Raw genomic sequence first — 25,525 nt, 5'->3', positions numbered from 1 at the left:
AGTCGTGCGCAGCCCACCCGCACGCACCGTGACCGTGCACTTCCCGCGCCGGGTGCGACCACGCCGGTGCGAAAGTATTGCTGCCAAGGTTTCGCTGGATATATCCTTGCATATATGAAGACGATGATCGATCTCAACGACGAAGCTCTAGCCTTAGCCGCCAAGGAGTTGGGCACCACCACCAAGAAGGACACGGTCAACGCGGCGCTGGAATTCGTCGCCGACCGGCGCCGCCGGATCGAGCAAGTGTTGACCGACCCGTACGGGTTCGGAGTCGGCCCTGACATAGGTGACGCGGACGTCATGCGCGAGGCCCGCCGTTGACCGAGACCACTCCGCTCCGTTTGCATCTGGTGGACACCTCCGCGAGCGCCAGGCTCGCGTATGAGCCGGTACGCACGGTCATCGCCGGCCTGATCGCCGACCGTGCGGCCGCGACCTGCGTGACGGTGGACTTGGAGGCCGGTTACTCGGGGCGCAACCTCGCCGACGTGCAGAACGTCGCACAACGACGGCGCTCCCTCTACGTCAACCTCCCGATCAATGAGACGATCGCCGACCGTGCGCGCGAAGTTCAACAATTGATGGCGCGCAAAGGTCACCATCGAGCCGCGGGGATCGTGGATCTGCTCACCGCCGCGGTGGCCGAGTTCCACGGGGCCGTACTGGTCCACTATGACGCGGATTTCGAACACATCGCGTCGGTGACGAGGCAGCCCCATGTCTGGGTGGTGCCACAGGGCAGCCTCAACCAGGAAGTCGCCGTACGTGGTCCCGGACGCGCGCCGTCGTAGTCACCCGCGCACGCTGGGCCGGATGGTGGCGTACCAGTCGAGCAGGTCCGGGTTGTCCACGGCGCTGCGTTCGACGACGCGGCTCGGGTCGGCGCCCTGGAACAGTTTCTTGATCGGTACCTCGAGCTTCTTGCCGGTGCGGGTGTGCGGGATGCCGGGGGCCAGGATTATCTCGTCGGGCACGTGGCGGGGGGATACCTCGGTGCGAATCGTGCCGGCGACGCGCGCTTTCAGCTCGTCGGTGAGTTCCGCGCCGGGCGCCAGGGTGACGAACAGCGGCATCCAATATCCGCCGTCGGGTTGCTCGGCGCCGATCACCAGCGCTTCGGCGATCTCCGGGAGCCGTTCGACGGACTGGTAGATGTCGGCGCTGCCCATCCGGATGCCGTGCCGGTTGAGCGTGGAGTCCGAGCGTCCGTGCACGATCACGCTGTGGTGGTCGGTGATGGTGATCCAGTCGCCGTGCCGCCACACGCCGGGGAACATGTCGAAATACGCGTCGTGATAACGCTTGCCGTCCTCGTCGCGCCAGAAGGAGACCGGCATGGACGGCATCGGCGCGGTGACGACGAGTTCGCCCACCTCGCCGCGCACCGGCTGCCCCGCCGGGTCGTAGGCGTCCAGCGCGACGCCGAGGTAGGGCGCGGACAGCTCGCCCGGCCACACGGGCACGGTGCGCACGCCGCCGATGAACGCCGACACCACGTCGGTGCCGCCGCTGATGGACGAGACCTGGACGTGCTCGCCGACGTTCTCGCCCAGCCACAGCGCCGAGGAGGTGGGCAGCGAGGAACCGGTGATGCCGACGGTGCGCAGCGCCGACAGGTCGTGGTCGGCACGCGGCGCCGAGCCCGCCTTGATGCAGGCCAGGACGTAGCCGGGACTCGCGCCGAGCACGGTGGCGCCGACCTCGGCGGCGATCCGCCACAGCGCGTCCGGCGCCGGCGCGGTGGGGCTGCCGTCGTAGGTCACGATGGTCGCCCCGGTCAGCAGGCCCGCGATCTGGAAGTTCCACATCATCCAGCTCGGGCTGGTGTACCAGAAGAAGGTGTCCTCGGGGCCGATGTCCGATTGCAGGGCAACGGCTTTGAGGTGTTCCAGCAGCACGCCGCCGTGGCCGTGCACGATGCCCTTCGGCAGGCCCGTGGTGCCGGAGGAGAACACGATCCACAGCGGATGGTCGAAGTCGACCGACTCCGTGGTGATCACCGGAGGCGGCGAGTCCGTGGTGGTCACCGCCTCGTCCCAGGAGGTCGTGCCCGGCACGTCGAGCCCGAGCCGGGAGACCGCGATCGTGCCCTTCAGCGAGTCCAGGCCCGCTCGCAACGCGGCGATGTCGTCGCGCTTGTCGTGCGCCTTGCCGCCGAAGCGGTAGCCGTCGGCGGTGACCAGGACGGTGGGCTCCAGCTGTCCGAGCCGGTCCAGCGCGGCTTTCGGCGAGTAGTCCTGTCCGCAGGCGCTCCAGACCGCGCCGATGCTCGCGGTGGCGAGGAACGCGATCACCGCCTCCGGGATGTTGGGCAGGTAACCCGCCACCCGGTCGCCCGGCCGCACGCCCAGCGAACGCAGCGTGCGCGCGAAAGCGGCGGTGTGGTCGATCAGTTCGGCCCAGGACACCTCCCGGATCGGTGCGTCCTCGCTGACCGCCTTGATCGCGGGCCGGTCGGTGCGCAGCTGCCGGATCACCTGGTCCACATAGTTCAGCCGGGTGCCGGGGAACCACTGCGCGCCGGGCATCCGCGCGCTCGCCAGCACTTCGCCCGCGATGTCGCCGAGTTCGAAGTAGTCCCACAGCGCGTGCCAGAACCCGGCGAGATCATCGACCGACCACTGCCACAGCGCGTGATAGTCGGCCGCGCGCACACCGGTGCGCTCGGCCACGAAACGTGCGAAGTCGGTGATCCTCGCCGCGGCGATGTCCGCTTCGGTCGGCACCCATTGTGGTTGCATCGCGGTCCTCCTGACTGTGGAAACTCGGTGCTCAGGCGCGGTCGGCGCGCCGCACGATCTGCTCGGCGTGCCGGAACACGGGGCCATCGACCATCCTGCCCTCGAAGGCGAAGACGCCGCGGTGGTTCGGCGCTTCCGCCAGCACCCGGCGGGCCCAGGCGACCTCTTCTTCGGAGGGTGCGTAGGCGGCCCGCAACACCGGCACCTGGCGCGGGTGGATCGCGACCTTGGCGTCGAATCCGACGGCGACCGCGTCCTCGGCTTCGGTGCGCAGCCCGTCCAGATCGCGAATGTCCAGGTACACCGAGTCGAGCGCGAACTTGCCGTACGCCTTGGCGGCCAGCAGCGCGGTGGAGCGCACGTGCCGGGCCACGTCTCGATAGCCGCCGTCGGCGTGCCTGCTCGCGGTGCCGCCGAGCCCGGCGACCAGATCCTCCGCGCCCCACATGACGCCGATCGCGTTGCGCGCCGTCATCGCCGCGCCGACGGCGAGCGCGCCGAGCGGCGACTCGATCAGCGCGATCACCTCGTAGTCCGCCAACGTCGTCACCTGTTCGGCCGCTTCGCATTTCGGCAGCATGAGCCTTCGATAGGAGGTTTCGGCGATGGCCGCCAGATCGAGCGCGTGGTCATCGGTGCCCGCGGCGTTGACCCGCACCACCGTGGTCTCCGGATCCATGGGGGTATCCAGCAGCGCCTTCCGTGCCGCGGCCTTGTCGTGCGCGGCGACGCCGTCCTCCAAATCGAGGATCACCACATCGGCCGCGTCCGCTGCCTTCGCGAAGCGCTCCGGGCGGTCGGCGGGGCAGAACAACCACGCCGGGCCCGCCATCTCCCAGCTCACGCGGCATCACCTCCGGCATGCGCGCGGCACTGCCATCCCGAGGTCCGAAACCTCATGCCAGGGTGATCATGGGTACGTGCGCAGCCCGTGCCGACGCCGCGCTGTCGCCCACCCGGCCCCCTCATGCGCCGCCCTCCGGCGCCTTGCGCACCAGCGTCTTGCGCACCGCGGTCGCGACGATGTCGCCGTGCTGGTTGCGCGCCGTGTGCGCGAAGGTCACGATGCCCTCGCCGGGACGGCTCTTCGACTCGCGCGTGCCGGTGACCACGGTCTCGGCGTACATGGTGTCGCCGTGGAACAGCGGCTTGGGGAACGCGACTTCCGAGAAGCCGAGATTGGCCACGATGGTGCCCTGGGTCAGCTGCGCCACCGAGAGCCCGATCAAGGTGGACAGGGTGAACATCGAGTTCACCAGCCGCTGGTTGAACGGGGGCAACCGCTCGCTGAACGCCGCGTCCAGATGCAGCGCCTGGGTGTTCATGGTCAGCGTGGTGAACAGGACGTTGTCCGCCTCGGTGATGGTGCGGCCGGGCCGGTGCTCGTAGACCACCTCGGTGTCGAACTCCTCGAACCACAGGCCGCGCTGCACGACCGTCCGCCGGGTCACAGGCCCAGCTCCCGTCCGATCAGCATCAGCTGCACCTCCGTCGTCCCCTCGCCGATTTCCAGGATCTTGCTGTCGCGATAGTGCCGGGCGACGGCGTACTCGTTCATGAACCCGTAGCCGCCGAAGATCTGTGTCGCGTCGCGGGCGTTGTCCATGGCGGCCTCGCTGGCCACCAGCTTGGCGATCGACGCCTGCTTCTTGAACGGCTTGCCCGCCAGCATCAGCGCCGCCGCGTCGTAGTAGGCCGTGCGCGCCGCGTGCGCCCGCGCCTCCATCCTGGCGATCTTGAACGCGATGGCCTGATTGCGCCCGATGACCTGGCCGAACGCCTCGCGCTCCTTGGCGTAGCGCACGCTCTCGTCGACGCAGCCCTGCGCGGCCCCGACCGCGAGCGCGGCGATGGCGATGCGGCCCTCGTCGAGGATGCGCAAGAAGTTCGCGTAGCCGCGCCCGCGTTCACCGAGCAGGTTCTCCTCGGGCACGCGAACGTCGGTGAAGCTGAGCGGATGGGTGTCGGAGGCGTTCCAGCCGACCTTGTTGTAGGCGGGCTCGGCGACGAAACCGGGCGTGTCGGTGGGCACCAGGATGGTCGAGATCTCCTTCTTGCCGCCGGTGGTCCCGGTCACCGCGGTCACCGTGACCAGCTTGGTGATGTCGGTGCCGGAGTTGGTGATGAACTGCTTGCTGCCGTTGATGATCCATTCGCCGCCGTCGGCGACCGCGGTGGTCCTGGTGCCGCCCGCGTCGCTGCCTGCGCCCGGCTCGGTGAGCCCGAACGCGGCGAGGTTGCGGCCGCTGGTCAGCTGCGGCAGCCATTCCTGCTTCTGCTTGTCGTTGCCGAAGCGATAGATCGGCATCGCGCCCAGCGAAACGCCCGCCTCCAGCGTGATCGCCACGCTCTGGTCGACCTTGCCCAGTTCCTCCAGCGCCAGGCACAGCGCGAAGTAGTCGCCGCCCATGCCGCCGTACTCCTCCGGGAACGGCAGCCCGAACAGGCCCATCTCGGCCATCCCCGCGACCACCTCGTACGGGAAGGTGTGGTTCGCGTCGTGCTCGGCCGCCACCGGAGCGACCACCGACCGCGCGAAGTCGCGCACGGTCAGCGCGAGATCGCGGTACTCCTCCGGCAGCGTGCCGGTGGACAGGAAGTCGGTCATGCGGAAATTCCTTCTCGTTCGGGGTGATTCGTTGCGTCCTGCGCGACGATGCGCGCCAGCACTTGGTCCAGGCGCACTTGGGCGCCCGGTTCGACCAGTAGTTCGACGGTTCCCGCGACCGGCGCGGTGAGCGAGTGCTCCATCTTCATCGCCTCCACGATGACCACCGGATCGCCCGCGGCGACGGTGGCGCCGGAGGCGACCGGCGCCGCGATCACCGAGCCGGGCATGGGGGAGCGGATCTCGGCGTCGCCCACGTGCTCGTCGCCGCCGCGCACGTTGACTTCCGCCACTTCGCGCAGCGCCGCGATGCCGGAGGGCCCCGCCACCCACAGCAGGCCGTCCTGCTCGGCGACCCGGTAGGTGCGGCGCAGGCCGTCCAGCGTGAGCGTGAGAACGCCCGCGCCCCGATCGCCGGATGCGGTGAACGATGCGGTCAGCGAACGACTTTCGCCGTCGTCGACCCGTACCGTGCCGTCGTCCGGGGTGCCGGAGAGATAGACGTGCTCGATCCGTTCGCCGCCCGCGAGCCGGATCGGCGTGGGCGCGTCGGCCCCGATCCGCCAGCCGGACGGGATCTCCCACGGATCGCGCGGCGCGGCGGGCCAGCGGCGCAGCCAGTGCCAGGCCGCCGCGGCGGCGAACTCGTCGTCGCCTACTGCGGCGGGCCGGAAGTCGGTGACGCGCCGGTCCAGCAGGCCGGTGTCCAGCCGTCCCTCGGCCACGTCCTGGTCGTCGAGCAGGAAGCGCAGGAATTCGATGTTGCTGGTCACGCCGAGCAGCACGGTGTCGGCCAGCGCCCGATCGAGTTTCGCGAGCGCGGCCGAGCGGTCGGCGGCGTGCGCGATGACCTTCGACAGCATCGGGTCGTAGTCGCTGCCGACGCGCGTGCCGATCCGCAGACCGGAATCGACCCGGACGCCGGGACCCTCCGGCTCGTCGAGGTCGAGCACCGTACCGCCGGTGGGCAGAAACCCGCGACCGGGATCCTCGGCGTACACCCTGGCCTCGATCGCGTGCCCGACCATGCGGATGTCGTCCTGCGCCACCGCCAGTTTCTGCCCCGCCGCCACCCGGACCTGGCATTCCACCAGGTCGACGCCGGTGACCAGCTCGGTGACCGGATGCTCGACCTGCAGGCGGGTGTTCATCTCCATGAAGAAGAACTCGTCGGGCCGGTCGGCGGAGACGATGAACTCCACGGTGCCCGCGCCGACGTAGTCCACGCTGCGCGCGGTGTTGCAGGCGGCCGCGCCGATCCTGGCCCTGGTGGCCGCGTCCAGCAACGGTGACGGCGCTTCTTCGATCACCTTCTGGTGGCGGCGCTGCAAGCTGCATTCGCGCTCGCCCAGGTGCAGCACGTTGCCGAACTGGTCGGCGAGGATCTGCACTTCGATGTGGCGCGGCTGGGTGACGAACCGTTCCAGAAACAGCGTGTCGTCGCCGAACGCGGCGGCGGCCTCGCGCCGGGCGCTGCGCAGCGCCTCCGGCAGCCGGGCCGGATCGTCCACCCGGCGCATGCCCTTGCCTCCGCCGCCCGCGGACGGCTTGACCAGCACCGGATAACCGACTTCGGCGGCCGCGGCGATCAGGTCGTCATCGGTCAGGCCGGGTGTGGCGATGCCTGGCACCACCGGGACGCCGAACGCGGCCACGGTGTTCTTCGCGGTGATCTTGTCGCCCATCACCTCGATGGCGCGGGCGGGCGGGCCGAGGAACACGATCCCCGCCTCGGCCAGCGCGGCGGCGAAAGCGGCGTTCTCCGAGAGGAATCCGTAGCCGGGGTGCACCGCTTGCGCGCCGGTGCGCACGGCGGCGGCCACCACCCGGTCGATGTCGAGGTAGCTCTCCCGTGCCGGGGCCGGGCCGAGGCGCACCGCCGTGTCGGCTTCGTGGACGTGGCGGGCGTCGGCGTCGGCGTCGCTGTAGACGGCCACCGAGCGGATGCCCAACGCGCGCAATGTGCGGATCACCCGCACCGCGATCTCGCCGCGGTTGGCGACGAGCACGGTGTCGAACCCCACGGGAACGGATTTGTTCAGCATCGTCATCACATCCGGAAAACGCCGTAGGAGACGGGTTCGAGCGGAGCTTGCGCGCACACCGACAGCGCCAGCCCGAGCACGGTTCTGGTGTCGGCGGGATCGATCACTCCGTCGTCCCACAACCTGGCCGTCGAGTAATAGGGATTGCCCTGGCTCTCGTATTGCTCCCGGATCGGTGCCTTGAACGCCTCCTCGTCCTCGGGCGACCAGGGCCGCCCGCTGCTGTCGAGCTGGTCGCCGCGCACCGTCGCCAGCACCGACGCCGCCTGCTCGCCGCCCATCACCGAGATCCGCGCGTTCGGCCACATCCACAGAAACCGCGGCGAATACGCGCGCCCGCACATCGAGTAGTTGCCCGCGCCGTAGGAACCGCCGATGACGACGGTGAGCTTGGGCACCTGCGCGCAGGCGACCGCGGTGACCATCTTCGCGCCGTGCTTGGCGATGCCGCCCGCTTCGTAGTCGCGGCCGACCATGAAGCCGGTGATGTTCTGCAGGAACAGCAGGGGGATGCTGCGCTTGTCGCACAGCTCGATGAAATGCGCGCCCTTCATGGCGGATTCGCTGAACAGCACGCCGTTGTTGGCGACGATGCCGACCGGATGTCCGTGGATGCGCGCGAACCCGGTGACCAAGGTCTTGCCGTATTCGGCCTTGAACTCATGGAAACCGCTCTCGCCCTCGGCCGTGCCGTCGACCAGGCGGTGGATCACTTCGCGCACGTCGTAGGGGGTGCGCAGGTCGACAGGAACCACGTCGTAGAGCTCGGATTCCGGCGCGGCGGGCGCGATGACCGGCCGCACGTCCCACGGAACGGGGGTGCGCGGGCCGAGCGTGGCCACGATCCGGCGCACGATGCGCAGCGCGTCCTGATCGTCCTCGGCCAAGTGGTCGGTGACGCCGGAGGTGCGCGAGTGCAGCTCGCCGCCGCCGAGTTCCTCGGCCGTGACCACCTCGCCGGTCGCGGCCTTCACCAGCGGCGGGCCGCCGAGGAAGATGGTGCCCTGGTTACGGACGATCACGGCCTCGTCGCTCATCGCGGGCACGTAGGCGCCGCCCGCCGTGCACGAGCCGAGCACCGCGGCGATCTGCGGAATCCCCTTGGCGCTCATGGTCGCCTGGTTGTAGAAGATGCGCCCGAAATGCTCCCGGTCGGGGAACACTTCGTCCTGATGCGGCAGGTACGCGCCGCCCGAGTCGACCAGGTAGACGCACGGCAGCTGGTTCTGCAACGCGATCTCCTGCGCGCGCAGATGCTTCTTCACCGTCATGGGGTAGTAGGTGCCGCCCTTGACCGTCGCGTCGTTGGCCACGATCACGCATTCCCGCCCGGAGACCCGGCCGATCCCGGTGATGATCCCGGCGCCGGGGGACTCGTCGCCGTACATCCCGGTCGCGGCCAGCGGGGACAGTTCGAGGAACGGGCTTCCCGGGTCCAGCAGTTGGTCCACGCGCTGCCTCGGCAACAGCTTGCCGCGCGCGACGTGCCGATCGCGCGCCTTCTGGGGTCCGCCCAACGCCGCGGCGGCCAGCCGGGCGCGCAGGTCGTCGACCAACGCCGCGTGCGCGGCGCGGTTCCCGACGGCCTCTTCGGTAACGGTCATCACGCCATCCTGTCGTCCAGTTAGTCGACGATAACTGGAATTCAGGTTAGTGTTGATTAACCGAGTTGTCCAGATCGGCGGAAAGGACCGCGTGTGACCAGTGCCGAATCCGTCGCGCCCACGCGTCGTGAGCAGTTGAAGGCGCAGCGAAGGGCGCAACTGCTGGAAGCGGGAGCGCGCTTGATCGCCGACCGAGGCTTCCTCGGCATGCGCCTGGACGACCTCGGCGCCGCCGTCGGCATCAGCGGTCCCGCCGTCTACCGGCACTTCCCGAACAAGGAGGCGCTGCTGGTCGAGCTGCTGGTAGGGGTGAGCCAGCGCCTGCTCGACGGCGGCAAGAAGGTGGTCGCGGGCACCGATTCCGCCGAGCAGGCGCTGGCCGGACTGGTCGATCACCACCTGGACTTCGCGCTCGGCGAGCCGGAGCTGATCCGCATCCAGGACCGCGACCTGGACAACGTGCCCGCCCCCGCCCGCCGCGAGATCCGCCGCACCCAGCGCCAATACGTGGAGATCTGGGTGGGCGTGCTGCGCGAGCTGCATCCGGACCTACCCGAGGAGGCGGCGCGGGTGCAGGCCCACGCCGCCTTCGGACTGATCAACTCCACCCCGCACAGCGCTAGCGAGGCGACCGCGGCGCGGGCCCGGCCGGTGCTGCGCAGGATGGCGCTGACCGCGCTGGGGTGAGCGCGCCCTCATCGCGCGCTCCACCCGCCGTCCATCGTGTAGGCCGCGCCGTTCACCATGCCCGCCTCCGTCGACGCGAGCCAGGCCACCAGCGAGGCGACCTCCTCCGGCTCGACGAGCCGCTTGATCGCGCTCTCGGTGAGCAGGATCTTCTCCACCACCTCCTGCTCGGGCACGCCGTGCGCCCTGGCCTGATCGGCGATCTGCTTGTCCACCAGCGGCGTGCGCACATAGCCCGGGTTCACGCAATTGCTGGTGACGCCGTGCGGGCCGCCCTCCAGCGCGGTGACCTTCGACAGGCCCTCGAGCCCGTGCTTGGCCGTAACGTAGGCGACTTTGTATTCGGAGGCGCGCAGGCCGTGGATCGAGGAGATGTTGACGATCCGTCCCCAGCCCTGCCGGTACATGTGCGGCAGCGCCGCGCGCACCAGCAGGAACGGGGCTTCGACCATCAGCGTGAGCAGATCGCGGAAGCGCTGCGGCGCGAAGTCCTGGATCGGGCTGACGTGCTGCACCCCGGCGTTGTTCACCAGGATGTCGGCCTCGAGTTCCAGCGTCTCCAGCGCCGCGACGTCGAGCAGGTCCACCGCCCACGATTTCCCGCCCAGTTCCCCGGCCACGGTCTTCGCGCCGGCCTCGTCGACGTCGGCCACCGTGACGGTGGCGCCGCGCGCCGCGAGCGCGCGGGCGCATGCCGCGCCGATGCCGCTCGCGCCGCCGGTGACCAGGGCGCTGCGCCCCGCCAGATCGCTCATCGCACGGTCACTTCGGCGCGCGCGCCGACGGTCTCGGCGTCGGCGTGGTCGATGCTCTCCAAGGTCAGCCCCTTCGTCTCTCGTGCGACGAGCACGGCGATCGCGCTCACCGCCGCCGCGCCCGCCAGGTACCAGGCGATCGGCACCGCGGAGTGGTAGGTGTTCAGCAGCCGGACGGCGATGATCGGCGCCAGCGAACCGGCCACGATCGAGGTCACCTGATAGCCCAGGGACACACCGGAATAGCGCATCCGGGTGGGGAACATCTCGGCCATGATGGCGGGCTGCCCGGCGTACATGAAGGCGTGGAAGATCAGGCCGATGATGATGGCGGACATGATGACCGCGTTGTGGCCGCTGTCCATCATCGGGAAGGCGAAGAAGCCCCAGGTGCCCGCGGTGAGCGCGCCGATCAGATAGACCGGTCGCCTGCCGATGCGGTCGGACAGGCCTCCCACCAGCGGGATCACCGCGAAGTGCACGGCGTGCGCGGCCAGCAGCCACCACAGGATCACTTGGGTGTCGGCGTGCACCTGCGTCTTCAAGTAGGTGATGGTGAACGTGACCACCAGGTAGTACATGACGTTCTCGCCGAAGCGCAGCCCCATCGCGGTGAGCACTCCGCGCGGGTAACGGCGCAGCACTTCCACCACGCTCAGGGAGGTCGCCTTGATCTGCTCGGCTTCCCGCTGCGCCGCGACGAAGATGGGCGCGTCCGTGATCTTGGTGCGGATGTAGTAGCCGATCAGCACCACCACCGCCGAGAGCCAGAACGCGACTCGCCAGCCCCAGCCGAGGAACGCCTCGTCCGACAGCGTGGAGGTGAGCACCAGCAGCACCACCGTCGCCAGCAGGTTGCCCGCGGGCACGCCTGCCTGCGGCCAGCTCGCCCAGAAGCCGCGACCGCGGCTCGGGCTGTGCTCGGCCACCAGCAGCACCGCGCCGCCCCACTCGCCGCCGACGGCGAAGCCCTGGATGAATCGCAGGGCGACCAGCAGCGCGGGCGCCCAGTAGCCGATCTGCCCGAAGGTGGGCAGGCAGCCCATCAGGAACGTCGCGCTGCCCACCAGTACCAGGCTGAACTGGAGCAGCTTCTTGCGGCCGTACTTGTCACCGAAATGCCCGAACACCACGCCGCCGAGCGGCCGCGCCGCGAAACCGACCGCGTAGGTGACGAACGCGGCCAGAATGGCGTCCAGGTCGCTGGTGCCCTTGGCGAAGAACACCTTGCTGAACACCAGCGTGGCGGCGGTGCCGTACAGGAAGAACTCGTACCACTCCACCACCGTGCCCGCCATCGACGCGGCCACCACGCGGCGTAGACCGCTGGTCGTCGCGCCCGAATCCGCCGCTACGGCGTCGTGCTCCCTCATCGCACTTCTCCTTCGTGCCCGGGGCCACACTTCGGATCCCGATGTGACGGCCCCCACAATGCTTGGCTGCACCGAGTATTGGTGCAGAGGAATCGTGCCGCAATGACCATTTGTGCAGTGCGTCTCTGCAAAGATGCAGATATGCGCCCGGCCTCTCCCGGTCGTCCCAGCGCGGACGACCTTCTCGTCCTCCTGGCCGTCGGGCGCTCCGGCCGATTCGTGACGGCGGCCGAGGAACTCGGGATCAACCACACCACCATCTCCCGGCGCATCGCCGCCTTGGAACACACGCTCGGCGGCCGGGTGCTCACCCGGGTGACCGGCGGCTGGGAACTGACCGATCTCGGCAGGGAGGCGCTGGCCGCGGCCGAGGCGGTGGAGGCGGCGGTGAAATCACTGGCCGCGGACGCCGAAGGCAACCGGGTGCTGGAGGGGGTGGTCCGGCTCTCGGCGACCGACGGCTTCAGCGCCTACATCGCCGCGCCGGCGGCGGCGGAGGTGCAGCGGCGGCATCCGAAGATCTCGGTGGAGATCGTGGCGATCACCCGGCGCGCCTCGCAACAGCGCTCGGGGCTCGATCTCGAGATCGTGGTGGGCGAGCCGCAAGTGCACCGCGCCACCGCCACCCACCTGGCCGACTACTGTCTCGGCCTCTACGGTTCCCGCGAATACCTGCGTGAGCACGGCGCGCCCGCGACGATCGACGACCTGTCCCGGTATCCGCTGGTCTACTTCATCGATTCCATGCTCCAAGTGGACGACCTCGACCTGGCCTCCAGCTTCGTGCCCGCGATGCGGGAATCGGTCACGTCCACCAACGTTTTCGTACACGTGGAAGCCACCCGCGCGTCAGCGGGCCTTGGGCTGCTGCCCTGCTTCATGGCCGATCGCCACCCCGATCTCGTTCGGGTGCTGGCCGATTCGGTGACCGTCACCCTCGGCTATTGGCTCGTCGCCCGCACCGAAACGTTGCGCCGCCCGGAAGTGGCCGCCGTCGTGACGGCGATCCGGGCCGTGGTCGCCGATCAGCGCGACATCCTCCTCGGTCGTCTGTGATCCGAGCTGCTTCGGCTGAGTCGGGTTTCAGCCGCGATATTGACATTGCCAGTGATTTCAGTGAAGACTGAAATGACTAGCAACGACGGGAGATTTGATGGATCTCGAGATCGAGCATGTGACGTTCAACAGCCTTGGCACCGCGTGTGCGGGCGATCTGTATCTGCCCGCGGCGGACGGCTCGGCCCCCGGTCTGGTGCTGGGGCACTCGGGGGTGATGGTGAAGGAGGCGTTGCGGGTCTTCGCACCGTATTTCGTGCGGGCGGGGTTCGCGGTATTGGCGATCGACTATCGCACGGTCGGTGCCAGCGCGGGGGAACCTCGCGGCCAGGACTACCCGCAGCGACAGGCAGAGGATTTCCGTAGCGCGGTGTCGTATCTGCAAACCCGCGCGGAGGTGGACCCGGATCGAATCGGAGTCTGGGGGGTCAGCATCGGGGGGTCGGTGGCGACGCAGGCCGCGGTCTTGGACCGGCGCGTGAAATGTGTTGTGGTGCAGAGCCCGAGCGTGTGGAACGGGTGGCGGTATCTGGAGCGGCTGCTCGGCAGGGAGGGCGTGGGCGGGCTGCGGGATCGGTTGGACGAGGACTGGCAGCGCCGATATGCCGGCCACGAGAGCGCTCGGGTGCCGCACCTGACGCTGCAAGGCGAAAACGTCGAGAGCACACCGGATCTCGCCGCCGAGATGTTCCCGAACTATCGGAACGAGAAGACCCTCGATTCCGCCGAACATCTCCTGACCTTCGCGCCGGAGGACCTCATTCACCGCCTGGCGCCGACCCCGCTGCTGATGATCGCCAACGGCGGCTGGGACCCATACCACATGCTCGAGGAAGCACACAGCGCCTTCGCCAAGGCCGGTGAGCCGAAACGCCTCGAGATCCTGCCTTACGACGTGCTCGGTCTCTACACCGGTCCCGGGCTCGATGAGGCCATGGCTCTGGCCGTCGAGTGGTTCGACCGGTATCTGCGCCGGACCCGCCTCGTCGCTCCCACCCCGGCGCCTACCTGGGAGTCGGTGACCGCTGTGCCACAGTAATCCAGCCGAACACAGCGCAGGAGGACACAGCATGCCGGACACGGACCGACAGGACGCCACGCTGAAGTGGGTCGAGCGAGTCGCTACCTTCTGCGTCGAGGAATGGGGACTGCCCCCCATCACCGGCCGCATCCTCGGACTCCTGATGATCTGCGATCCGCCGGAGCAGTCCGCAGGCCGGATCGCCGAGGCGATCCGTGCCAGCCGCGCCTCGCTGACCTCCAACATGCGCCTGCTGACCACGATCGGCCTCGTCCGCAAGGTGCGGATCCCCGGTGACCGCACCGCCTACTACCGCATCGAGGACGACGCCTGGGAGAAGGTCATCGAGCGCAAGATCGCCGGCCTCGGCGCCTTCGGCGACATCGCCGAGGACGGACTCGCCTTGGTCGGGGGCGCCGATCCCGCGCTCACCGAGCGCATCCGGGCCGCTCAGCAGGCATTGACCTGGCTGCGCGACCTCGCCGCCCGACCCAGGGACACCACCACATGAAGGACCGATCGTGCTTCGAATCCGACCCGACCTGAACCCGATCCAGGAAACCCTGCTGCTCACCCTGCGAGCCCGAGCGCTGGACGCGACCACGCGCACCCCGATCCTGGACGACACCCACCAGGCCGAGCTGGCCGACCGGATCGACTACGACTACACCAAACTGAAGCTGAAACCCAGCCTCATCTGCGGAACGGCGCTACGCGCGAAGAAACTCGACGACGCGGTGCGGGCGTTCACCGCGACGCACCGAAATGCGGTGGTAATCGATCTCGGCTGCGGCCTGGACACCCGCATGCTGCGATGCGATCCCTCCGCCGATGTCGACTGGTACGACATCGATTACCCGGAAGTCGTCGAAATGCGCGGGCAATTGCTTCCGCACAGCTCCCATCTGTTGGGCGTCGATCTCACCCAGCCGGGCTGGACCGAGCAGCTGCCCGCCGATCGACCAGCCATGATCGTCGCCGAGGGCCTGCTGCCTTTCCTGCCCGGCGACACCTTCCACACCCTGATCCGCGAGGCGACCACGCATTTCCCGACCGGTGAACTCGCCCTCAACGGCTACACCCGTTTCGCCGCCTGGGCCATGAAGTACCACCCCTCGATCAAAGCCCTCGGCATCAGCGCCGCCCAAGGATTCGACGACCCCCACGAACCCGAAACCTGGGGCGCTGGCCTGAAATTGATCGAAGAACAACTCCTCACCCGAGCCCCCGAAGTCGCCCTCTTCCCCCAACCGCTACGCGCCACAACCCGCGCCACAGCCCTCAGCCCAGCACTGTCCCGGCAAGCCAACCGCATACTTCGATACGCCTTCTAACGTCTCGAATCGTTGGTCAGCGCCGTGGGAGGGAGTGTCGGCTGCGCCGCAACCTCACAGATCCGGTCGAACCCAGGTCACGCCGTGTGGGCGAGCGCGTCGAAGCGGTGGCGGAAGTGTTCGGCGTCGTCGCCTCGGGTGTGGGTGGCGGCGACGCGGACAGGGCGTAGTTCGGCCAGGAGGCGTGGGGAGTTGACCGGGCCTTCCAGCAGGGTGATTGCGGTGTGGGCTTCGGTGATGGCGGAGGGGGTATCGCCGAGGCCGGTGAGGGCGGCGGCGTAGTAGGCGCGGTAGGACGCTTCGTCGCGGGGGAAGCAATTCCGCTGGCCGACGCTCTCGCTGTACAGCTGAACCGCCCGGTTGTGGTGGCCCAGCATGCGGAGTCCGCGCGCCTCGTGGGCGCGCAACTCGGCCTCGTTGACGTGCTCCAACCATGCCGGGTCGTCCGGGTCGTCGAGGCCGCGGTCGGCTTCACGCCAGACGCGCGCCATCGCGCGGGTGAATTCCCGCTCGTCGCCGACGGCCGCATAAGCCGTTGCTTCCTCCGCGGCCTTCAACGCGTTCATGCGCGCCGACGGCATTCCCCTGACGAGTTCTGTCGAGCGCCGGGCGAGGCGCACGGGCTCGGCTGAGGAAGCAGGTGAGGAGGCGGCGAGGTTCGCGAGATCTCCGAGGGCGGCGGCCAATAAGGTGGTGTCACCGCATTGTTCGGCAAGCAGGATCGATTCTGTGAGGTGCCGCCGGGATGTGCCAGGGCGATTACTGTCCCGCGCCAGCCATGCGACGGTATTCGACAGCCACCCGGTGGCGCTGACCAATTCGACGCCGATGCGGTCGCCGTAGGTTCGGGAGTCGAGTAGCCGCCGTATGGACGCGTATTGCCTTGCCGCGTAATCGAATATCGCGCCGCTGCCGCGATGATGGTCATGCTCCCACAGCCGCTCTGTGAGCATGCGGATATATGTGACGTGCCCGGAGCCGACTCGAATCGGTTCCGCGGCCCTGGTCGGCGGTATGGAGACGCCCGTAAACGCCGTCATCGTCGCTGCCAGGCCGAATTGTCTGCGGTCCACGTCATCGACTCCTTCGCAGGCTCCGTTGTCGATGGTCCCCGTCTCGGGGGTCGCGAGCAAGAGGGGCAGCAATGCCGTGCGTGGCACCCCGAGTGCGTCGGCGGCGCGGACCAGTTCACGGATGTCGAAGATGGTCCCGACTTCCCCACGCTCCACGCGCCCGGCGTGGGTTCGGTCCCAGTGCAGGAGCGCGCCGAAATCGGCTTGAGACAGTCCCATTTTCTTGCGAACGAGCGCGAGGGCCTGACCTGGACGTCCCTCGCCGAGCAACTTACGAAAGTGCGGCGACTGCCATACGCGGTCGATTTCGCTGTTCGCCACATCCGCCCCCTGCGTCGAAGTCATTGTGCCGCCGCACTTTAGCGCCATGGCGCTGGCCCCGACGGACAACCGCAGATGTCGCACACCTGGTCGCGCGCGCTTGACAGCGTCGCGGTGGACCCTTCGTTGCTCGAGGCTGTGTCGTGCGCGCGCCGCCGGGGTGATGCCGTGCCGGGCACGGCACTTCGGACGCGGTGAGCCGCGGACGGGGGCGAGAGCCCCCGGCGGCGGGCGCTCCCATCGAACGAGAGGTGATGATGAAGCCGAAAGTGGTCGGATATCTGCGCCGCGATATCTCCGGACGCCGCGCGCGCAGGCATGAAATGGAAATTCGCGCGCTGGCGAAGGCGTCGGGGTTCGATCTGGCGCGGACCCTGGTCGCCGGGCCGACCGCGCCCGCTTCGCTCGCGGCGCTGCGCACCGTCGTGGTTCGCGTCGGCGCGGTCGCGGTGATCACGCCGACGCTGGAACATGTGGAATTCCGAGCGGACGAGATCATGGCGGTATGTGCGCTGATCACGCTCGGATCCCGGCACATCCCGCCGCGGGGGACGACACCCGGCCCGCCGCGTGATCCTTCGGGCCCGCACCGGCGATCGGACGGACGACTGAGGTGGTCACCGTGACTTGGCCGCTGGATCGGCCGAGCGCATGGATGCCGTCGCCGATCGTGCCCACCGGGTCCCGAGTAGCGCTGGAGGATGGGGTTTCCCGCGCTGCCGATCGGTCAACTAACGAGGCGGCGGACCGCGGGCCGGGAGCGCGGGCGCCGAGGAGCAGGTCTCGTTGCCCGGCATTCCAAGTGCGCCGGATCATGGCGCAGAAGGAGGACAGAAGTGCGTTCCATCCGAGCCGGTCTCATCGCCGTCACACTCGCCGCCGCCACCGTGGTCGGCGCGAGCGCGGCGCACGCCGAGGACACCCTGCCCGGCGCACCCGAGGACGAGATCATCTCGGTCGATATCAACCTGCTCGGCTGCTCGCTCGGAGCCGGACTCGGCCTCGACCTCCTGCTGGCCCTCACCGCAGGCAACGGTTCCAGCACCACCATCGGCTCCGGTCTGGCGACCCGCTTGCGCCTCGCGGGTTGCCTGCCCTGGCAGCGCTGACACCCGTGCCGGATACAGCGGCCGCCGGGTGAGATCCGGCCGTTCGGATCTATCCGGCCTGTGGGTGCGGGCGCCGTTCGATCGTGTTCCGCGCCCGTGCCCACACTTCCTCCGCTTCGAACTTCGCGGCCTGCCACGAGTCGGTGGCCAGACCGACTCGGCCGCGCCATTTCCGCATGATGTCGGCGTGCACCGGCCAGCGCACGAACCGTCGCATGTCGTGCTCGGTCTCCCACACCGAGATCGAGCCGCCGCGCGCCTCCGACGGCCGAGCCCACAGCCACAGGCCGACCGCGCCCTGCATCACCGGCCAGTTCCGTCCCAGGCGCATCCCGGTCTTGTAGATCGCCTGCACGTCCGCTTCCGAGGCGGCCAGGAAGTCGGTCACGCTGACGAACACCGCGCCTCCGGTGTCATGCAGCGGCCCCGCTTGCCAGGGCATCAGCACGGTCCCGTCGGAAAAGGGCTGCTGAACAGGCTCGCTGGGGTTGTCGTCGGATCGGTTGGCCAGGCTATTGGTAAGCATCCGCAGATGATATGCGCTCGCTTATCGAATAGCCAACCTTGTCCGTCGCTACAGGGCCTCGCGCGGCATGGCCGTGTGGCCGGGTACGGCAGGCGATGACTGATAAGGCCGGGCGGATTCGTGATCCGCCCGGCCTGTGCCGACACTTGGATGGGATTCCTCCCCGATCGATCAGAACGGTGTGAAGAAGAAGCCGAACCAGGCTCCGACGGCAGCGCCGACCGCGCAGCCGATGACGGCGCCGACCACGAAGAACCAGATGCCGATGGCGATGCCGATCGCGCAACCGATCGCCGCGCCCACCAAGGCGCCACCGAACAGGGCATCATGCATCAGGCCCTGCAATTCGGGTGTGACCGCGGCGGGCGACGGAACACCTGCCGCCGGCGTGAGCGTCAGCGTCCTTGCCGACGGGTCTACCGACGGTATGACGCTGAAGTTCTGGCCGGTCTCCATACGCAGCGTCGTCGGGATCGTACCGACGATCGCGCCGTCCTCGGACAGCACGTCGACCGCTGCCGGTGTCACCTCGAACCGTCCCGAAGCAAGATCGACCGTAGCGGTGCGGTGATCCGCCGCGAGGGTCGTCGTGTAGGAGATCGGTCCATCCACCCCGTTCATCGTGAGGTCTGCCAGGGTGCCCTCACCGTGTGCCGTGGCCATCGCTATGCCCGTCGACGCGACGGCCAAAAGGGCGGTAGCCACCAATTTCTTGATAAACATCGGAAGTCCAATCATCGGACGATGGTGTTGGAATTCCCCCGGACGGGCGACATCGACCGTCAATAGTTGATCCTTCTCCTTTGCCCTGGACAATGTCGATAGGTGATCGGTATGGGTAAATTTCGGAATTTCGGTCGGAAATTAACTCCCGCCCGCCGATCACGTTGTAGCGGCGGCATTCACCCCACCGGTAAAACGCCGCGATCGGGGTCGAACGGCGGATTATCGGTCGGAGCGGTTTCGGGTGCGAGGCGCCCGTCGACCATGCGGTAGACGGCGTCCATCCGGTGTAGATGGGAGCGGTCATGGGTGACCAAGAGGGTGGCGGTCGCGTGGTCGCGGGCGACCGACAGGATCAGGTCGATCACCGCCGCGCCGCGTTCGGTGTCCAGTGCGCTGGTGGGTTCGTCGATCAGCAGCAGGGCCGGGTCGTTCATCAGGGCGCGGGCGATGTTCACTCGTTGGCGCTGGCCGCCGGACAGTTGTGCGGGGCGTTTGTTCCGCTGCTCGGCGAGCCCGACCGAGTCCAGCAGGGCCAGGGCGCGGGCGCGCGTCGTGCGGCGCTGCCGGCGTGACGTGGCGATTCGCTGCCCGAGGCGGGCCATCGCCTCGAGGTGCTCGACGGCGGTGAGCGCCGGGATCAGGTTCGGTTGCTGGAAGACCACGCCGATCGACGAGCGGCGCAGCGCCGCGGCTTCGCGACGGCTCGCGGTGGCTAGATCGACTGAGAAATAAGGCGTTTGAAGTCCGATCCGTCCGGCGTCCGGGCGGATCAGGGTGGCGGTCACGGCCAGCAGGCTGGATTTGCCCGAGCCGGAAGGGCCGGTGATGGCGGCGATCTCGCCGCCGGCGACCCGCAGATTCACTCGGTCCAGTGCGGTGAGGCGGCCCGCGCCGTCCGGGTAGGTGAGCGTTACGTCCGCGAGGGTGAGTGTGGTCATGGGCAACTCCGGTGGCGTGGGCGGGCAGGCGGCGCGGGTGCTCGCAGGGCGAGTGTTACGGCCGCGGTCGACGGTCGGACGGCGTAGTTCAGCGGTTCACACCGAGTGCGGTGAGTGGGTCGGCGGTGAACACGAAGCGCAGGGCGAATGCCGCGCCGAGCAGGCCGAGGAGGATGAGAGCGGCCGAAGGGAGCAGCGTGGTGGCCGGGCTCAGCACGAACGGCACCGCGTCGCCGAGCAACGCCGCCGTCGCGGTGGTGATCCCGAGGCCGGTCGCTATACCGGCCGCGAGCACGATCGCGGCTTGGCCGAGTGCGTCGCGCACGAGTGAGCCCGAAGTCGCCCCCAACGCTTTCAGAATGGCGATGTCGGGCATCCGCTGAATCGTCCACACGGTGAAGAACGCGCCGATCACAAGCGCCGACACGGCGAACAGCAGCACGGTCATCATGGTGAGCGAGCCGTTCTCGGCGCGGTAGGAGCCGATCGCCGAACGCGCTCCGGGCACGTCGGTGGTCCGGGTGTGCGCGGTGGCGTTCACCGCGTCCGGATCGGTCGCGCCCGACACGGCGAGCACGGTGGCCGCGCCGGAACGAGGGTTGAGCGCCTGCCAATCCGCGAGCGTCATCCAGACCACGGGCGTGTGGCTGTACCAGTCGTCGCCGCGCACCGCCGACACGGTGAAGGCGCGTCCGCCGATCGCGACGGAATCACCCGGCACGGCACCGAGACCGGCGGCCGCGCCGGTACTGAGCAGCACCGTGCCCGCTTCGGTCGCCGAGTGATCGCCGAATGCCGTGTCCGTGCCGAACAGAGCGACCTGCGCGGGCGCGCGGCCGTCACCGGCCGCTTTGCCGCGGGCTATGCCGACCGGTGTCACGCCGTCGGCGGCGGCGCGCCAGGCCGCGAGCTGGTCCTCGGTCAGCACCGAGCCGTCGAACGAGGGAGCGCCGCCGGTGTCGGCGAAGACCACGGTGTCGCCGGGCATCGACTCGACGGCCGAGACGTTCTGATGCGCGAGCCCGGCCGTGAGCCCGCTGAGGAAGCTGACCAGCACCGCCACCAGCGTGACGACGAGTGTGATCAGTGCGAACCGGCCGCGGGCGGCGCGAAGGTCTCGGAGTGCGACGAACATGTTCCCACCTTCGCGCCGCGCCGGGGCGTCTCCATCGCACCGGGGGAGGAAGTGCGGATGAGCGAAAGTCGGCGACAGTTTTCCACCTTTCGATGGATGCCCGTGCGACAGCGGTCCATAAGCTGGCACCGTGCACTCGTCCCCGCTGACCCCGGTTTTCACCACGTTGCGGCTCGGGCTGCACGTGCTGATGACCGGCTTGGCGGCGGTGGTCGGGGTGCGCGCGGTGCTGCCGGGGGCCGCGCATCCGGCGGCGACCGTGAGTCTCGCCGCGGCCTTCCTCGCGACCTACTTCGCGGGCGCCGCGTTCGCCGGAGAACGACGCGCGATCCCGGCGTGGCTCGGCGCGCTGACGGCGCTGTGGCTCGGGCTCGTCGTGCTCGCGCCCGACGCCGGCTACCTCGCGTTCGGCCTGTTCTTCCTGTACCTGCACTTGTTGCCGCGCGTGTGGAACCTCTGCGCCGTCGCCGCCGCGACCGCCGTTGCGGTAGTGGGCTTCGGCCTGCATCGGGGCTGGTCGGCGGCCGGTGTCGTCGGGCCGGTCATCGGTGCGGCCGTCGCCGTCGGCATCGGGCTCGGTTATCAGGCGTTGTTCCGCGAGGCCGCCGACCGGCAACGCCTGATCGACGAATTGCTCAGCACCAGAGCGGTATTGGCCGAACGGGAACGCACGGCGGGCAAGCTCGCCGAGCGGGAGCGGCTGGCCGCCGAGATCCACGACACGGTGGCGCAGGGGCTCAGCTCCATTCAACTGCTGCTGCACGCCGTCGAACAGGAAGCGCCGGATCACCCCGCGCTGCGACGGATCCGGCTGGCCAGAGAGGCGGCCGCGGAGAACCTCGCCGAGACCAGGCGCCTGGTCGCCGAACTGGCTCCCGTCGCGCTGGACGGGCAGTCGCTGGCCGATGCGCTGGAGCGGATCACCCAGCGCGCCGCACCGCCCGGTCTGGACGCCCGGTTCGCGGTGGAGGGTCGGCCGGAGCGGCTGCCCATGCCGATCGAGGCCGCGCTGGTCCGAATCGCGCAGGGCGCGGTCTCGAACGTGGTCCGGCACGCCGGTGCGAGCCGGATGCGCGTGACGCTCACCTACGCGCACGACGCGATCCATCTCGACGTGGTCGACGACGGCGTGGGCATCGCTCCCGAACTGCTCGAGCGCAGCCCGTCGGGATCGTTCGGGCTGGCCGCCATGCGGTCGCGGGTACACGAGCAGGGCGGCGCCATGGCGGTCGAGTCCGAGCCGGGGCACACGGCGGTCACCGTGTCGTTCCCGCTCGACACGGTCCCGGCGGGCGAACGCGGCGCGGTGTCGCCCGGCTTGGCGCAGCCGCCGCGCACGGAACCGGCCGCCTGGACGGAATCGGCTGCGCCGAACCCCGGCGGGCCGGTCTCCGGCAATCACGGTAGATCCGAATCCGCTGCCGACCAGGGCAGGGCGGACACGCAGCCGCGCGACCCGGGCACGGAGGAGCAGGAGTGATCCGCCTGCTGCTCGCCGATGACCACGCGATCGTCCGCGCCGGGTTGCGCGCACTGCTGGATGTCGCCGACGACATCACCGTCGTGGGTGCGGCGGCCACCGCGGAAGCCGCCGTCGCGTTCTGCGCGACCACGCCGGTCGATCTCGTGCTGATGGACCTGAGTTTCGGGTCGGGCCGGTCGGGAGTCGAGGCGACCGCGCGGCTGCGTGAACTGGCGATGCCGCCGAACGTCCTCGTGGTGACCAACTACGACACCGACGCCGACATCCTCGGCGCCGTCGAGGCGGGCGCGTGCGGTTACATCCTCAAGGACACGCCGCCCGCCGAACTGCTGGCCGCGGTCCGGGCGGCCGCGGCGGGGGACAGCGTGCTCTCGCCCGCGGTGGCCTCCAAGCTCATGACCAGGGTTCGCCGCGCCGACACCACACTGAGCAGGCGCGAGATCGAGGTTTTGCGGCTGGTCTCCGACGGACGCTCCAACCGCGAGATCGCCAGACAGCTGTTCCTCAGCGAGACCACCGTCAAGTCCCACCTGGTGCATATATACGGAAAACTCGGCGTGCGCTCGCGCACCTCCGCGGTGGCGCGGGCCCGTGAGCGCGGCATGCTGTGAGGCCGAGCGCGACCGAGTTCGCCATGCCACCGTTCGGGCGGATCGCCGCGCGAAGAGGTCATCACTCGGCCACTCGTCGCGTGCCCGATCAACTACTGTGACCGGCATCGGATTCTCTATCTCTGGGGGTTTCACATGCTGATCTGGGGCTGGCAGAAGCGTGTCCACACGCTCGCCATGATCACCTTGATCTGCGGTCGCTGCGGCAACCCCGCCGCACACGCGCTGCGCAAACTCGTCACCAAGTTCACGCTCTTCTTCATCCCGCTTTTCCCGATCAGCACCAAGCACCACTTGGATTGCACCTGGTGCGGCGCGTCGTCGCCGATCGCAGGACCGCAGGTCGCCGACCTGCTCGCCCGCGCAGGCGCCGAGAACGCCCAGTACCAGCACCCCGCTCCGGGCGCGCAGTGGCCCCAGCCGCCGGCCCCCAACCCGACCGACACCAATTGGCAGCGCTGACCCGGCGTACGCGCGACACCGAGGCATCCCGCGCATCGACCGCCAGGCTTCGCCTACGGGCCCTTACCGCGTCGAGGCAGCTCATCCGCGGTCCGCGGCGGATCGAACGACCCCCCATCAGCCGAACGGTGCCGATCTGATCAACCGTGCCGAGCGATCGCGAAGCGACACCTAGGGTGAGCGGATGGCTTCTCTTTCCGATCCCGAAGTGCGCGAGTTTCTCACCCACGGCACCCGCACCGGCAAGGTGGCGTTCGTGGCCGCCGACGGCACGCCGATGGTGACGCCGGTGTGGTTCGTCGTCGAGGGGGACGACCTGGTCTTCAACACCGGCAAGTCCACCGTGAAGGGCAAGGCGTTCGCCAGGGACGGGCGCGTCGCGGTGTGTGTCGACCTGGAAGAGCCGCCCTACGCGTCGGTCCAGCTGCGGGGCACGGTCACCCTCTCGGAAGACCCGGACGAACTGCTGCGCACCGCCACCGAGATCGGCGGCCGCTACATGGGTGCCGACCGCGCCGAGGAATTCGGCAAGCGCAACGGCGTGCCGGGCGAACTCGTCGTCCGCCTCCGCCCGGACAAGGTGATCGCCCACTTCGACGCCACCGCCTGACCGGCGCGTCCGCGCGACGCTCGATTGCCGGGCCTCCTGAGCGCTGACGCGCTGGAACGGGGTGGGGCGAGAAGATCGACTGGGCTGCGGGTGAGACCGCCGCGCCCACCGGACATCGGCTTCCGGTGTTCCCGCCGCTCCGGAGGGATCGGGCGCACTCCGGCGCTCGGTCGCCGAAGGAGCGATGCCCGGTGGTCAATACACTCGCGCCCATGACCGTGCACTTCATCGGGGCCGGGCCGGGCGCGGCCGATTTGTTGACGGTGCGCGCGGTCGAGTTGCTGCGCGCGTCGCCGGTGTGCCTGTACGCGGGGACGTATCTGGATCCGGACGTGCTGGCGTACTGCGCGCCGGACGCAGAGCTGGTGGATACCCAGCACTTGGACCTCGACCAGATCACCGAGCATCTGCTGCGGGCGCACCGGGACGGCCGGGACGCGGCCCGCCTGTGCTCGGGCGACCCGTCGCTGTATTCGGCGCTGACCGAGCAGACCCGCAGGCTGGACGCGCTCGGGGTTCCTTGGGACGTCACACCGGGCGTGCCCGCCTATGCCGCCGCGGCGGCGGTGCTCGGTGCGGAGCTGACGGTGCCGGAGCTGGTCCAGTCGGTCGTGCTGACCCGCGCGCAGGCACGCTCCACCGCGATGCCCGAGTCCGAAGCGCTGGCGAACTTCGCGGCCACCGGCGCCACGCTCGCGCTGCACCTGGCTATCACCCGCATCCGCGTCTTGGCCGCCGAACTGGCCGCCGATTACGGGCCGGACTGCCCGGTCGCCGTCGTCTACCGGGCCAGCCAGCCCGAGCAGCTGATACTGCGCGGCACCCTGAACGACATCGCCGACCAGGTCGAGGCCGCCGGACTGCGGCAGGCCGCGGTGATCCTGGTGGGCCGCGCGCTCACGCCCGCGGTGTCGTGCGCGCAGTCCCACCTCTACGACCCGGCGCGCGTGCGTGGGCCGGCGGGCGCATCGCGCGATTAGTCGTGGCGGCCGCCCATCTGCCCTGGTCGGCGGGCAGCAGTCGGCGGGGCAGTGCGGTCGGAGTAGTGCGGTCGGCGGGGCAGTGCGGTCGGAGCAGTGCGGTCGGCGGGGCAGTGCGGTCGGAGTAGTGCGGTCGGCGGGGCAGTGCGGTCGGAGTAGTGCGGTCGGCGGGCAGGGCGGACAGCGTGGTCGGTGGGCAGGGGGTCGTCGCGGGATCGGCTGGGTAGGCGTGGCTCGGGAACCCAGGCGGCGGCGCGCGGCGATCCTGGTCCACGGTGCCCCCGTCCGGTGACGGCAGCTGCCGTAGGCGCCCGCCTCCCTCGG

26 protein-coding genes and 1 pseudogene are annotated in these 25,525 nt (G+C 69.3%); 14 read left to right on the top strand and 13 right to left on the bottom strand.

The genetic code is table 11. The annotated features are described in order from the left end of the window. Positions 1 to 114: 114 nt before the first annotated feature. Positions 115 to 324 carry a type II toxin-antitoxin system VapB family antitoxin gene (locus tag ACWDMM_RS07575; RefSeq protein WP_084485632.1) on the top strand — a complete coding sequence of 70 codons (210 nt, stop codon included), beginning with the start codon at positions 115 to 117 and terminating at the stop codon, positions 322 to 324. Then, positions 321 to 794 (top strand): PIN domain nuclease, encoded by a 474-nt coding sequence (locus ACWDMM_RS07570; RefSeq protein WP_323124141.1) that lies wholly within the window; start codon positions 321 to 323, stop codon positions 792 to 794. The genes ACWDMM_RS07575 and ACWDMM_RS07570 overlap by 4 nt, the downstream gene beginning before the upstream one ends. Here ACWDMM_RS07570 and ACWDMM_RS07565 read toward each other — a convergent pair whose 3' ends face one another. From ACWDMM_RS07565 to ACWDMM_RS07540, 6 genes are all read right to left on the bottom strand, one after another. Next, on the bottom strand, positions 795 to 2,744 hold the full coding sequence (locus ACWDMM_RS07565) for an acetoacetate--CoA ligase (RefSeq protein ID WP_357104008.1): 1,950 nt from the start codon (positions 2,742 to 2,744) through the stop codon (positions 795 to 797). It lies immediately after the preceding gene. 31 nt (positions 2,745 to 2,775) lie between these two features. Continuing rightward, positions 2,776 to 3,588 carry an HpcH/HpaI aldolase/citrate lyase family protein gene (locus ACWDMM_RS07560; protein ID WP_195078300.1) on the bottom strand — a complete coding sequence of 271 codons (813 nt, stop codon included), beginning with the start codon at positions 3,586 to 3,588 and terminating at the stop codon, positions 2,776 to 2,778. 121 nt (positions 3,589 to 3,709) lie between these two features. Then, the gene (locus tag ACWDMM_RS07555) at positions 3,710 to 4,195 is read right to left on the bottom strand and encodes a MaoC family dehydratase (RefSeq protein WP_449936549.1); all 486 of its coding nucleotides are present in this window, start codon (positions 4,193 to 4,195) and stop codon (positions 3,710 to 3,712) included. Continuing rightward, entirely contained in the window at positions 4,192 to 5,352 is a 1,161-nt protein-coding gene (locus ACWDMM_RS07550) for an acyl-CoA dehydrogenase family protein (protein WP_195078302.1), read from the bottom strand. The genes ACWDMM_RS07555 and ACWDMM_RS07550 overlap by 4 nt, the downstream gene beginning before the upstream one ends. Continuing rightward, the gene (locus ACWDMM_RS07545) at positions 5,349 to 7,397 is read right to left on the bottom strand and encodes an ATP-binding protein (RefSeq protein WP_449936547.1); all 2,049 of its coding nucleotides are present in this window, start codon (positions 7,395 to 7,397) and stop codon (positions 5,349 to 5,351) included. The genes ACWDMM_RS07550 and ACWDMM_RS07545 overlap by 4 nt, the downstream gene beginning before the upstream one ends. Positions 7,398 to 7,402: 5 nt before the next feature. After that, positions 7,403 to 9,001, bottom strand: a complete 1,599-nt coding sequence (locus ACWDMM_RS07540) for a carboxyl transferase domain-containing protein (RefSeq protein WP_449936544.1) — start codon at positions 8,999 to 9,001, stop codon at positions 7,403 to 7,405. A gap of 93 nt (positions 9,002 to 9,094) precedes the next feature. On the opposite strand from ACWDMM_RS07540, the gene ACWDMM_RS07535 reads away from it, so the two are divergent. Continuing rightward, the gene (locus ACWDMM_RS07535) at positions 9,095 to 9,688 is read left to right on the top strand and encodes an SACE_7040 family transcriptional regulator (protein ID WP_195078305.1); all 594 of its coding nucleotides are present in this window, start codon (positions 9,095 to 9,097) and stop codon (positions 9,686 to 9,688) included. 8 nt (positions 9,689 to 9,696) lie between these two features. Here ACWDMM_RS07535 and ACWDMM_RS07530 read toward each other — a convergent pair whose 3' ends face one another. Both ACWDMM_RS07530 and ACWDMM_RS07525 read right to left on the bottom strand, forming a co-directional pair. Next, positions 9,697 to 10,443: a 3-hydroxybutyrate dehydrogenase gene (locus ACWDMM_RS07530; protein ID WP_195078306.1), complete on the bottom strand. Its 747-nt coding sequence runs from the start codon at positions 10,441 to 10,443 to the stop codon at positions 9,697 to 9,699. After that, entirely contained in the window at positions 10,440 to 11,816 is a 1,377-nt protein-coding gene (locus ACWDMM_RS07525) for an MFS transporter (RefSeq protein ID WP_357103997.1), read from the bottom strand. The genes ACWDMM_RS07530 and ACWDMM_RS07525 overlap by 4 nt, the downstream gene beginning before the upstream one ends. 141 nt (positions 11,817 to 11,957) lie before the next feature. Here ACWDMM_RS07525 and ACWDMM_RS07520 point away from each other — a divergent pair, with 141 nt between their 5' ends. The 4 genes from ACWDMM_RS07520 to ACWDMM_RS07505 all read left to right on the top strand — a co-directional run bounded on the left by ACWDMM_RS07520 (position 11,958) and on the right by ACWDMM_RS07505 (position 15,227). Beyond that, positions 11,958 to 12,872 carry a LysR family transcriptional regulator gene (locus tag ACWDMM_RS07520; RefSeq protein ID WP_449936540.1) on the top strand — a complete coding sequence of 305 codons (915 nt, stop codon included), beginning with the start codon at positions 11,958 to 11,960 and terminating at the stop codon, positions 12,870 to 12,872. A gap of 97 nt (positions 12,873 to 12,969) precedes the next feature. After that, positions 12,970 to 13,911 carry an alpha/beta hydrolase gene (locus ACWDMM_RS07515; protein WP_449936537.1) on the top strand — a complete coding sequence of 314 codons (942 nt, stop codon included), beginning with the start codon at positions 12,970 to 12,972 and terminating at the stop codon, positions 13,909 to 13,911. A gap of 31 nt (positions 13,912 to 13,942) precedes the next feature. Continuing rightward, positions 13,943 to 14,404 (top strand): GbsR/MarR family transcriptional regulator, encoded by a 462-nt coding sequence (locus ACWDMM_RS07510; RefSeq protein ID WP_195078310.1) that lies wholly within the window; start codon positions 13,943 to 13,945, stop codon positions 14,402 to 14,404. A 10-nt stretch (positions 14,405 to 14,414) separates the two neighbouring features. Then, a complete protein-coding gene (locus ACWDMM_RS07505) occupies positions 14,415 to 15,227 on the top strand; it encodes a class I SAM-dependent methyltransferase (protein ID WP_449936534.1) in 813 nt (270 codons plus the stop codon). Positions 15,228 to 15,304: 77 nt separating this feature from the next. On the opposite strand, the gene ACWDMM_RS07500 is transcribed toward ACWDMM_RS07505, so the two are convergent. Continuing rightward, positions 15,305 to 16,645 (bottom strand): helix-turn-helix domain-containing protein, encoded by a 1,341-nt coding sequence (locus ACWDMM_RS07500; protein ID WP_195078312.1) that lies wholly within the window; start codon positions 16,643 to 16,645, stop codon positions 15,305 to 15,307. Positions 16,646 to 16,875: 230 nt separating this feature from the next. On the opposite strand from ACWDMM_RS07500, the gene ACWDMM_RS07495 reads away from it, so the two are divergent. Both ACWDMM_RS07495 and ACWDMM_RS07490 read left to right on the top strand, forming a co-directional pair. After that, entirely contained in the window at positions 16,876 to 17,247 is a 372-nt protein-coding gene (locus tag ACWDMM_RS07495; RefSeq protein ID WP_449936530.1) for a hypothetical protein, read from the top strand. Between the two features lie 210 nt (positions 17,248 to 17,457). Further along, positions 17,458 to 17,730 (top strand): hypothetical protein, encoded by a 273-nt coding sequence (locus ACWDMM_RS07490; RefSeq protein ID WP_195078314.1) that lies wholly within the window; start codon positions 17,458 to 17,460, stop codon positions 17,728 to 17,730. Positions 17,731 to 17,779: 49 nt separating this feature from the next. Here ACWDMM_RS07490 and ACWDMM_RS07485 read toward each other — a convergent pair whose 3' ends face one another. From ACWDMM_RS07485 to ACWDMM_RS07470, 4 genes are all read right to left on the bottom strand, one after another. Then, on the bottom strand, positions 17,780 to 18,256 hold the full coding sequence (locus ACWDMM_RS07485; protein ID WP_357103985.1) for a hypothetical protein: 477 nt from the start codon (positions 18,254 to 18,256) through the stop codon (positions 17,780 to 17,782). Positions 18,257 to 18,427: 171 nt separating this feature from the next. Next, complete coding sequence (locus ACWDMM_RS07480; RefSeq protein ID WP_323124142.1) at positions 18,428 to 19,042, bottom strand: hypothetical protein; 615 nt, start codon at positions 19,040 to 19,042, stop codon at positions 18,428 to 18,430. Between the two features lie 116 nt (positions 19,043 to 19,158). Beyond that, positions 19,159 to 19,920, bottom strand: a complete 762-nt coding sequence (locus ACWDMM_RS07475) for an ABC transporter ATP-binding protein (RefSeq protein ID WP_357103982.1) — start codon at positions 19,918 to 19,920, stop codon at positions 19,159 to 19,161. A gap of 88 nt (positions 19,921 to 20,008) precedes the next feature. Continuing rightward, positions 20,009 to 21,055 (bottom strand): ABC transporter permease, encoded by a 1,047-nt coding sequence (locus ACWDMM_RS07470; protein WP_195078317.1) that lies wholly within the window; start codon positions 21,053 to 21,055, stop codon positions 20,009 to 20,011. Between the two features lie 130 nt (positions 21,056 to 21,185). Between ACWDMM_RS07470 and ACWDMM_RS07465 the strand changes: the two are divergent. From ACWDMM_RS07465 to cobM, 5 genes and pseudogenes are all read left to right on the top strand, one after another. Beyond that, a pseudogene (locus tag ACWDMM_RS07465) lies at positions 21,186 to 22,334 on the top strand (sensor histidine kinase); the annotation flags it as partial. A 197-nt stretch (positions 22,335 to 22,531) separates the two neighbouring features. Beyond that, positions 22,532 to 23,149 (top strand): response regulator, encoded by a 618-nt coding sequence (locus ACWDMM_RS07460; RefSeq protein ID WP_195078319.1) that lies wholly within the window; start codon positions 22,532 to 22,534, stop codon positions 23,147 to 23,149. A 135-nt stretch (positions 23,150 to 23,284) separates the two neighbouring features. Continuing rightward, positions 23,285 to 23,611, top strand: coding sequence for a zinc ribbon domain-containing protein (locus tag ACWDMM_RS07455; RefSeq protein ID WP_195078320.1), 327 nt, complete (start codon positions 23,285 to 23,287; stop codon positions 23,609 to 23,611). 184 nt (positions 23,612 to 23,795) lie between these two features. Further along, positions 23,796 to 24,221, top strand: coding sequence for a PPOX class F420-dependent oxidoreductase (locus tag ACWDMM_RS07450; RefSeq protein ID WP_195078321.1), 426 nt, complete (start codon positions 23,796 to 23,798; stop codon positions 24,219 to 24,221). A gap of 212 nt (positions 24,222 to 24,433) precedes the next feature. Beyond that, entirely contained in the window at positions 24,434 to 25,201 is a 768-nt protein-coding gene (cobM, locus tag ACWDMM_RS07445) for a precorrin-4 C(11)-methyltransferase (RefSeq protein WP_357206477.1), read from the top strand. The last annotated feature ends 324 nt before the right edge of the window (positions 25,202 to 25,525 follow it).

This window comes from Nocardia sp. NPDC003726, assembly GCF_053586955.1.
The sequence above is the reverse complement of the archived record's forward strand: the minus strand, read 5'-3'. Positions and strand labels throughout refer to the sequence as shown.

Coding starts and splice junctions, on each gene's coding strand:
- ACWDMM_RS07500 (WP_195078312.1), bottom strand. CDS start 16,645: ATGACTTCGACGCAGGGGGCGGATGTGGCGAACAGCGAAATCGACCGC.
- ACWDMM_RS07550 (WP_195078302.1), bottom strand. CDS start 5,352: ATGACCGACTTCCTGTCCACCGGCACGCTGCCGGAGGAGTACCGCGAT.
- ACWDMM_RS07565 (WP_357104008.1), bottom strand. CDS start 2,744: ATGCAACCACAATGGGTGCCGACCGAAGCGGACATCGCCGCGGCGAGG.
- cobM (WP_357206477.1), top strand. CDS start 24,434: ATGACCGTGCACTTCATCGGGGCCGGGCCGGGCGCGGCCGATTTGTTG.
- ACWDMM_RS07455 (WP_195078320.1), top strand. CDS start 23,285: ATGCTGATCTGGGGCTGGCAGAAGCGTGTCCACACGCTCGCCATGATC.
- ACWDMM_RS07520 (WP_449936540.1), top strand. CDS start 11,958: ATGCGCCCGGCCTCTCCCGGTCGTCCCAGCGCGGACGACCTTCTCGTC.
- ACWDMM_RS07510 (WP_195078310.1), top strand. CDS start 13,943: ATGCCGGACACGGACCGACAGGACGCCACGCTGAAGTGGGTCGAGCGA.
- ACWDMM_RS07540 (WP_449936544.1), bottom strand. CDS start 9,001: ATGACCGTTACCGAAGAGGCCGTCGGGAACCGCGCCGCGCACGCGGCG.
- ACWDMM_RS07525 (WP_357103997.1), bottom strand. CDS start 11,816: ATGAGGGAGCACGACGCCGTAGCGGCGGATTCGGGCGCGACGACCAGC.
- ACWDMM_RS07530 (WP_195078306.1), bottom strand. CDS start 10,443: ATGAGCGATCTGGCGGGGCGCAGCGCCCTGGTCACCGGCGGCGCGAGC.
- ACWDMM_RS07485 (WP_357103985.1), bottom strand. CDS start 18,256: ATGCTTACCAATAGCCTGGCCAACCGATCCGACGACAACCCCAGCGAG.
- ACWDMM_RS07470 (WP_195078317.1), bottom strand. CDS start 21,055: ATGTTCGTCGCACTCCGAGACCTTCGCGCCGCCCGCGGCCGGTTCGCA.
- ACWDMM_RS07545 (WP_449936547.1), bottom strand. CDS start 7,397: ATGCTGAACAAATCCGTTCCCGTGGGGTTCGACACCGTGCTCGTCGCC.
- ACWDMM_RS07475 (WP_357103982.1), bottom strand. CDS start 19,920: ATGACCACACTCACCCTCGCGGACGTAACGCTCACCTACCCGGACGGC.
- ACWDMM_RS07450 (WP_195078321.1), top strand. CDS start 23,796: ATGGCTTCTCTTTCCGATCCCGAAGTGCGCGAGTTTCTCACCCACGGC.
- ACWDMM_RS07495 (WP_449936530.1), top strand. CDS start 16,876: ATGATGAAGCCGAAAGTGGTCGGATATCTGCGCCGCGATATCTCCGGA.
- ACWDMM_RS07515 (WP_449936537.1), top strand. CDS start 12,970: ATGGATCTCGAGATCGAGCATGTGACGTTCAACAGCCTTGGCACCGCG.
- ACWDMM_RS07575 (WP_084485632.1), top strand. CDS start 115: ATGAAGACGATGATCGATCTCAACGACGAAGCTCTAGCCTTAGCCGCC.